Annotated in this window: 10 protein-coding genes; 7 read left to right on the top strand and 3 right to left on the bottom strand. The window is 56.4% G+C overall.

The window, feature by feature from the left end; genetic code table 11:
• The 7 genes from ACIQ0G_RS09185 to ACIQ0G_RS09155 form a co-directional block, all read left to right on the top strand.
• Positions 1–487 (top strand): UbiA family prenyltransferase (locus ACIQ0G_RS09185; RefSeq protein WP_397577650.1); only part of this gene is annotated, 487 nt, incomplete at its 5' end.
• Positions 484–639 (top strand): hypothetical protein, encoded by a 156-nt coding sequence (locus tag ACIQ0G_RS09180; RefSeq protein WP_183942187.1) that lies wholly within the window; start codon positions 484–486, stop codon positions 637–639. The genes ACIQ0G_RS09185 and ACIQ0G_RS09180, both read left to right, overlap by 4 nt.
• Entirely contained in the window at positions 639–1,205 is a 567-nt protein-coding gene (locus tag ACIQ0G_RS09175; RefSeq protein ID WP_397577649.1) for a cytochrome c oxidase assembly protein, read from the top strand. Before ACIQ0G_RS09180 ends, ACIQ0G_RS09175 begins: the two co-directional genes overlap by 1 nt.
• A 37-nt stretch (positions 1,206–1,242) precedes the next feature.
• Positions 1,243–2,130: a cytochrome c oxidase subunit 3 gene (locus tag ACIQ0G_RS09170; protein ID WP_183942189.1), complete on the top strand. Its 888-nt coding sequence runs from the start codon at positions 1,243–1,245 to the stop codon at positions 2,128–2,130.
• The gene (locus ACIQ0G_RS09165; RefSeq protein WP_397577648.1) at positions 2,131–2,517 is read left to right on the top strand and encodes a DUF983 domain-containing protein; all 387 of its coding nucleotides are present in this window, start codon (positions 2,131–2,133) and stop codon (positions 2,515–2,517) included.
• Positions 2,514–3,095 (top strand): SURF1 family cytochrome oxidase biogenesis protein, encoded by a 582-nt coding sequence (locus ACIQ0G_RS09160; RefSeq protein WP_397577647.1) that lies wholly within the window; start codon positions 2,514–2,516, stop codon positions 3,093–3,095. Before ACIQ0G_RS09165 ends, ACIQ0G_RS09160 begins: the two co-directional genes overlap by 4 nt.
• Positions 3,092–3,847, top strand: a complete 756-nt coding sequence (locus tag ACIQ0G_RS09155; protein WP_397577646.1) for a sulfite exporter TauE/SafE family protein — start codon at positions 3,092–3,094, stop codon at positions 3,845–3,847. Before ACIQ0G_RS09160 ends, ACIQ0G_RS09155 begins: the two co-directional genes overlap by 4 nt.
• A gap of 7 nt (positions 3,848–3,854) precedes the next feature.
• Here the strand turns inward: ACIQ0G_RS09155 and infC are convergent, their stop codons facing one another.
• The 3 genes from infC to ACIQ0G_RS09140 form a co-directional block, all read right to left on the bottom strand.
• Complete coding sequence (infC, locus tag ACIQ0G_RS09150; protein ID WP_183942192.1) at positions 3,855–4,373, bottom strand: translation initiation factor IF-3; 519 nt, start codon at positions 4,371–4,373, stop codon at positions 3,855–3,857.
• A 169-nt stretch (positions 4,374–4,542) separates the two neighbouring features.
• Positions 4,543–6,666 carry a protein-disulfide reductase DsbD family protein gene (locus ACIQ0G_RS09145; RefSeq protein WP_397577645.1) on the bottom strand — a complete coding sequence of 708 codons (2,124 nt, stop codon included), beginning with the start codon at positions 6,664–6,666 and terminating at the stop codon, positions 4,543–4,545.
• Position 6,667: 1 nt separating this feature from the next.
• Positions 6,668–7,102 (bottom strand): MATE family efflux transporter (locus ACIQ0G_RS09140; protein ID WP_397577644.1); only part of this gene is annotated, 435 nt, incomplete at its 5' end.

Genomic DNA, 7,102 nt, shown 5'->3' with positions numbered 1-7,102 from the left:
CAACACGCCGCAAAATATCGTTATCGGCGGTGCTGCAGGCGCATTTCCGCCGGTCATTGGCTGGGCCGCCGTCACCGGTGATGTGACTTTCCTGCCGGTCTTGCTCTTCACCATCATCTTCTTGTGGACCCCGCCGCATTTTTGGGCGTTGGCGCTGTTTATGAAGACCGATTACGGCGCAGCTGGCATCCCGATGCTGCCAAATGTGAAGGGTCAGCGCGTCACGCGTAACCAGATATTTGGGTATAGCTTCCCGATGGCGGGCGCAGCGATATTGCCATTCATCTTGGGCGATAGTGGTTGGCTATATGGTGCGACTGCGGTGGTGTTGAGCGGGGTATTCCTGATCCTTGCATTCCGTGTCTGGCAAAATGAAGCAACCGATGCCGCGGCGATGAAGCCGGAGAAGCAGCTTTTTGCATTCTCGATCCTGTATCTGTTTCTTTTGTTCGCCCTGTTCGCAATTGATCGTATGGTGATCGCATGACCCAGCCTGACCAATCGCCATATACCGCCGAAGAAACCGCGCTTATCCGCAAACGCCAAGCCGCGCGGTCGCGCGTGATGGGCGTCGCCCTTGTTGGGCTGTGCATATTATTCTTCCTGATCACTGTCGCAAAAGTCGGGGTCTGGGGCTGATGGCCATATCGAACGCAAAAACCGGACTTTTGGCAGGTGCACTTGCTATTTCGATGGTTGGCGTCGGCTTTGCAGCCGTTCCGCTATACCGCCTGTTTTGTCAGGTGACGGGTTTCGGCGGCACAACGATGCGCGTTGATGCTGCGCAAGCGGCGACGGTGTCCGTTACGAACAAATCCATTGTCGTCCGGTTTGACGCCAATCATCGCGGCGACCTGCCGTGGGAATTCAAGCCCGAACGCCCGACCGACACGGTCAGCATCGGCGCGAAGGATATGTCGATCTTCTTGGCAAAAAATCTGTCGAGCGAAGCGGTGACGGGGACGGCAACCTTTAACGTCACGCCGGCGCTCGCGGGTAAATATTTCAACAAAATACAGTGCTTTTGCTTCACGGAACAAACGCTGAAGCCCGGTGAACAAGTTAGGATGCCGGTCTTATATTATGTCGATCCAAAGATCATGACCGATCCAGAAACCAAAGACATTGAAGAAATTACACTTAGCTACACATTCTACCCAGTGGAAAAGCCAAACACGGTGGACCCGCAGGCGAACGGAAGCTAAGACAAACTTACCACGTTAAGACTACAGGGAATTGACCATGGCGGGTGCCAAAAATCACGATTATCATATTCTGCCGCCGAGCATCACGCCCATCTTGGGTTCGTTCTCGGCCCTGACGATGTTCTTCGGCCTCGTGATGTGGATGCATCCCGAGCAGTTCGGTTATGGTAGCCTCGTCTTTGGCCTTGGCCTGCTGGGCGTATTGTACACCTTTTTCGCATGGTGGTCCGATGTCGTGACCGAAGCCCATGCGGGCGATCATACCCCTGTGGTTCAGCTTCACCTGCGTTACGGCATGATCATGTTTATCGCGTCGGAAGTCATGTTCTTCGTGGGCTGGTTCTGGGCATGGTTTGACTTCTCGCTGTTCCCTGTGCCGCTGGAAATCGTGAAGGATGCGGAAACGCATGCATTTACGGTCACCAACCTGATCGGCCAAGAAGGCGCCGCCGCTTTGATGCAGTGGCCGCCAAAGGGCCTCGAGGTTCTCGATTCGATGAAGTTGCCGCTGCTCAACACACTGATCCTGTTGTGCTCGGGCACCACCGTCACTTGGGCGCACCATGCGCTGATCCATGGTGACCGCGAAGGTTTGAAAAAAGGTCTGTTGGCGACGATCCTGTTGGGCCTGCTGTTCAGCTCGATTCAGGCATATGAGTATCTGGAAGCACCGTTTCCATTCGCTGGCCTGAACTATGGCACCGCATTCTACATGGCGACTGGCTTCCACGGTTTCCACGTGATCGTCGGTACAATCTTTTTGGCAGTCTGCCTTGTGCGTGCAAACAAAGGCCACTTCACACCAAAGCAGCATTTCGGTTTTGAAGCTGCAGCTTGGTACTGGCACTTTGTCGACGTTGTGTGGCTATTCCTGTTCATCGCCATCTACATTTGGGGTGGCTGGGGCGCACCAGTTCACGCGTAAATGACAGCAGAGCAATCTCCAGAAGGGCGGCCCAGCATATTGCGGGCTGCCCTTTTTTGTCTCTGCCCCCAATGCGGCGGCAAAACGCTGTTTGCTGGGCTGGGCCAGTTTGCGGACACATGTTCGCAATGCAAACTTGATTATGCTTCGTTCAATGTAGGGGATGGCCCTGCGGCATTACTCACCATGGTTATTGGTGCGTTGATCATTGTCTTCGCTTTATTGCTCGATTCCGCTGTCCGACCGCCCTTTTGGGTGCATGTCATCATTTGGGTTCCGGTGACCGCCGCGTTAACCGTCGTCACGCTGCGGATGGCGAAAGCCGCATTGCTGGCGTCCGAGTATCGCAACAAAGCACATGAAGCCGGGAAGGACGATCTGCTATGAAACGCTGGCCGATTATTCCGACGATGATTGTAATCATCGCGGTCGGTATCATGATTGGCCTTGGTGTCTGGCAGCTTCAGCGTAAGGCCGAAAAGGAAGCTTTGCTCGCCCGTTACAACGCCGCTGATGGCCTGCCGGCGGTCATGTGGCCAGTCGTCCCCGATCCCAAGGCACTGCCGCTGTTTCGGCGTTCCACGGTCATGTGCGGCAATGTGATCAAAATCGAGTCGGTGTCCGGCAGCAATCGTGCCGGTGACGCTGGCTTTGCCCATGTCGCGTCATGCCAAACAGGTGGCGCGGAAGGCGCGAACGCGAAAGTTGCCATCGGTTGGTCCGAACGTCCGCAATCACCAAGCTGGAACGGCGGACTGGTCCGCGGCATCATAGCGCCCGATGGGGTGCAGTTGATTAAGTTGGTGTCGACCGATCCCGCAGATGGCCTGCAACAGCTTGCATTGCCATCGCCAGCGCAAATTCCAAACAACCATTTCCTCTATGCCATCCAGTGGTTCATCTTCGCCGCCGCGGCGTCGATCATTTATATCCTCGCGGTGCGGAAGCGTTTGAAAACGCCTTGAGCTTGCCCGCCGATATCTATTTCTACATCGTCGCAAGCATCGCCGTCATATTGGTGGGGCTTGCCAAGGGTGGGTTTGCGGGGCTCGGCGCCGCTGCCATGCCGATACTCGCCTTGGTCATGGACCCAGTCGCCGGTGCGGGCATGTTGCTACCCATATTGATGGTTCAGGATATTGTGAGCGTCTGGGCATTCCGGCGCAACTTTGATCGGCGGACGTTGTTACTCACCTTGCCGGGCGCGGTCGTGGGCATCTTTTTCGGATGGTTTTTGGCGACCGCTATTAATGCAGACGCCGTTCGCGGCTTTGTCGGCGTCATCGCGCTATCATTTGGCGTATACCGGTTGCTTCCGTTGTTCGGTGCCCAGCTTAAGCTGGCTGGCCCGGCACCCGAGTGGGTTGGGGTCGTCATGGGCGGGGTTTCAGGCTTCACCAGCCAAATTGCCCATGCGGGCGGCCCACCGTTTCAGATCTGGGCACTGTCGCGCAACTTCCCACATCTGGTCTTTGTCGGAACGTCGTCGATATTCTTTGCCATCATCAATTGGATGAAAGTGCCTGCTTATGCGGCGCTTGGCCAATTCAATACGCAAAACATGACGTTGACCGCCATCTTCCTGCCATTGGCTATACTCAGCACAATGGCAGGCGTGCGGTTGGTCAAGCGGGTGTCACCCGAACGATTCAATATCATCATTCAGCTTTTGATGGTGGTCGTTGGCGCAGAGTTGATTCGCCAAGCCATCTGGTGACTGCGCCCTATTTGGGCGACAGCACCATAAGCATTTGACGGCCTTCCATGCGGGGATGCGCCTCAACCTTTGCGGTCTCGGTCGTATCGGCCTGAACGCGTTGCAATAGGTGCATACCCAATTGTTGGTGGGCCAATTCACGACCACGGAAACGCAAGGTGATTTTCACCTTGTCACCTTCCTCGATGAACTCCGCAACCTTCTTCATCTTGACCATATAATCATGGTCGTCGATGTTTGGACGCATCTTAATTTCTTTAATTTCCTGCGTTTTCTGACTCTTACGCGCAAGGTTGGCCTTTTTCTGGGCCTCATATTTGAACTTGCCGATGTCCAGAAATTTGCAGACTGGCGGATCAGCGTTCGGTGACACTTCCACCAGATCAAGACCGACTTCAGCGGCCTGCGCTATCGCCTCGCGGGTGTACAGGACACCCAAATTTTCGCCGTCATCATCAATGACTCGTACTTTTTCAGCTGTGATGAGATTATTGTAGCGCGGACCACTTTTAACAGGTGGGGTCATTGCGCGCCGGGTCGGCGGGGTGGCGATAGTCGATACTCCTTGTGATGTTATGCAGCGCCATTACAGCCAAATCGCTGACAGATAAAGGCCTTAGCGCCGGATTATCCGCTTTTGTTGGCGACAGTGGCTCTCGAGACACGGCCAAGCGCCCAAAGCATCCTGATCTGATCTATTTCGTGAGCGCCGTCAGGTCATCGACCGTCAATATCTGCGGAAGTATCTGCGCCTCTCCATTCGGCGGGAAGTACAGATATAATGGGACGCCCGAGCGCCCATATTTTGCGAGATAGCGGGTAATGTCCGGGTCTCTGCGCGTATAGTCGCCCACCATCACGGTCATGCCCGCCTTGCGAAATGCGTCATTGGTCTCCGTCCGGTCAATTGCTGCCTGTTCATTGACCTTGCAGGTCACGCACCAGTCAGCGGTGAAATAGAGGAACACCGGCTTGCCCTCGGAGCGCAGAGTGTTCAGGCGGGCTTCGTTAAAACCTATGCTGCCGGCCTTAGACTCCTTGCCCGTAGGCTCTGTCGTCACCTTGCCGATTATCAGTGCGGCGGCGATAGCTATTCCGAACAAGGCCATCACGAACCATTTATAGGGCGCACCCTCTTTCTGTTTCCGGCCAAGTGCAAACAGCACCACGAGGATGATGAGCGCAGCAGCGCCGCCGACCAGCAAACCGGTGAACCCAGCCAGTTGATATGTCAGCCACAACAATGCCAATGATGTCAGCGCCATGGGCAGCGCCATCCACTGCCGGAACCGCACCATCCATGGCCCAGGCCGCGGCATCCGCTTGCGTAAGGCAGGGATGAACGCAATCGCGAGGAAGGGTAAAGCGAGACCAAATCCAAGCCCCGCAAAAATCAGCAATGCCAAACCGGTGGGCAGCAAAAGCGCGGCGCCCATTGCGGCGGCCATGAACGGCCCAGTGCACGGCGTCGCAACGACTGCGGCAAGCACGCCGGTCCAGAACGAGCCAGATAGTCCGCCCTGACGCGTCAGCTTTTCGCCCGCACCAATGCCGCCAACCTCAAACATGCCCGCCAGATTTGCGGTGACCGCGACCATCAGCAACAAGAGGATCAGCACGACAGCAGGGTCCTGCAACTGAAATGCCCAACCCACTTCTTCGCCGGCAGCGCGCAAGGCCAGCATGATGCCGCCGAGGATGAGGCAGCTGAAAATGATACCGATCGTGTAGGCCACCGCATCGCGGCGGGCTTCGCCTTCATCGCCGCCCATTTTGGCAAGGCTCAGCGCCTTCAGCCCCAATATGGGAAAGACGCAGGGCATGAGATTGAGCAACAAGCCACCGAGCACAGAGAATGCCAATATCCACCCAAAGCCAAGCGGTGGTTGTTCTTGATCGGCAGGCGCACCCTCGCCCAAAACAGACACCGCATCGCCGCCCGATGGCACCGCGCCGGGCATAGCGCGCACCTCAAGCCCTTGCGCGTCATTGAAGCGCAGCAGCCCGTCAATTTGGCCGTCAAAGCCCGCTTTAACCTCGCCGCTGACCACCAGCCAGTCACCGACCCGGCGCGCGCTTTGCGGTGCTGCATAGCGGAACAGTTTTTCGGTCTGCGCAAAGAACCAGACGCGTTCTGCCTTCGCACTGCGCGGATAGGGGATGGCGATATCAATGCGCTTGCCGTCAATTTGGTAGCGCGCCGAACGGTCAAGCGGCACGGGCAGCGCGCTGCGCCATGCGTCAAAGCGCGCGCGGTCAGCGTTGGATATGGTGCCCGACCCGACCGTCAACGGCACGGATAATGTCGCGGCCTCCGGAACGCACACCAAGTCGGAACAGGCCGACCAGCGGGCATCCACTTTGACGTTCAGGCTTTGGCCCGGCTGTGCGTCTTTGGGTATTGTGACATCCACCAGAAAGGCATGCTTTGTCTTGTAGATATGGTTCATAAACCCGCTGACGATCAGCGTCTCGGGCACCGGCGCACGCACCGTTCCTGCTGTCACACCGCTTGGCAATTGCCATGCGAGCTCAAGCGGCGTCCCCGCATCACCGGGGTTTACCCAATAATCATGCCAGCCCGGTTTCGGGTCCATGACGATGGCGACGGTGACCATATCGCCCGGCGCAGGTTGACGGGTCTCAACATCAATTGAGGCACGCACATTTTGCGGCGATGCGTTGGCTGGCGTCTGTGCATATGCGCCGCCAACCAAAAGCGTTAGCGCCAACAGAAACGCGCCGACTGTGCGCAGCAGACGCAGTGGTCGCTCGGTCAATGCCAACGTGCCGATATTCTGCGTGTGTAGAACAGCCATTTTATTCCGGTGCCGTTTGCAAGGGCGGCGCATTCATTGTCGGCATCGCCTTCGCCTTTTTCCAACTGCCGTTCAGATAATAAGCGATCGATAACACACAAGAGGCGATGGATGTCGCGATGAAAGCAGCCCAAATGGCGTCCGCACCAAATCGGTCATGAAGGGTAAATCCGATACTGAAGCGGACGATAACGGCGCTGAATATCAGGATGAGCAACGGCGCGATCACGGCCCCATTTGCCCGCACCGCGAAGGTCACAACCACCGACACACCCATCAATATGAAGCTCCAGCCAATGATATGGTTGATGTGGATGGCGATATCGATCGCTGGACTGCCGATGGGCAGGAACAACTGAAGCAACGGTGTTGCAAACAAGGTCATCAGCAAAATCAGCACGCCCGACATCAGCAGGTTAATGCCGATACCCGACCA

Origin of the sequence: Sphingorhabdus sp. (assembly GCF_044354325.1) — a bacterium.
GTDB lineage: Bacteria > Pseudomonadota > Alphaproteobacteria > Sphingomonadales > Sphingomonadaceae > Sphingorhabdus_B.
The sequence above is the reverse complement of the archived record's forward strand: the minus strand, read 5'-3'. Positions and strand labels throughout refer to the sequence as shown.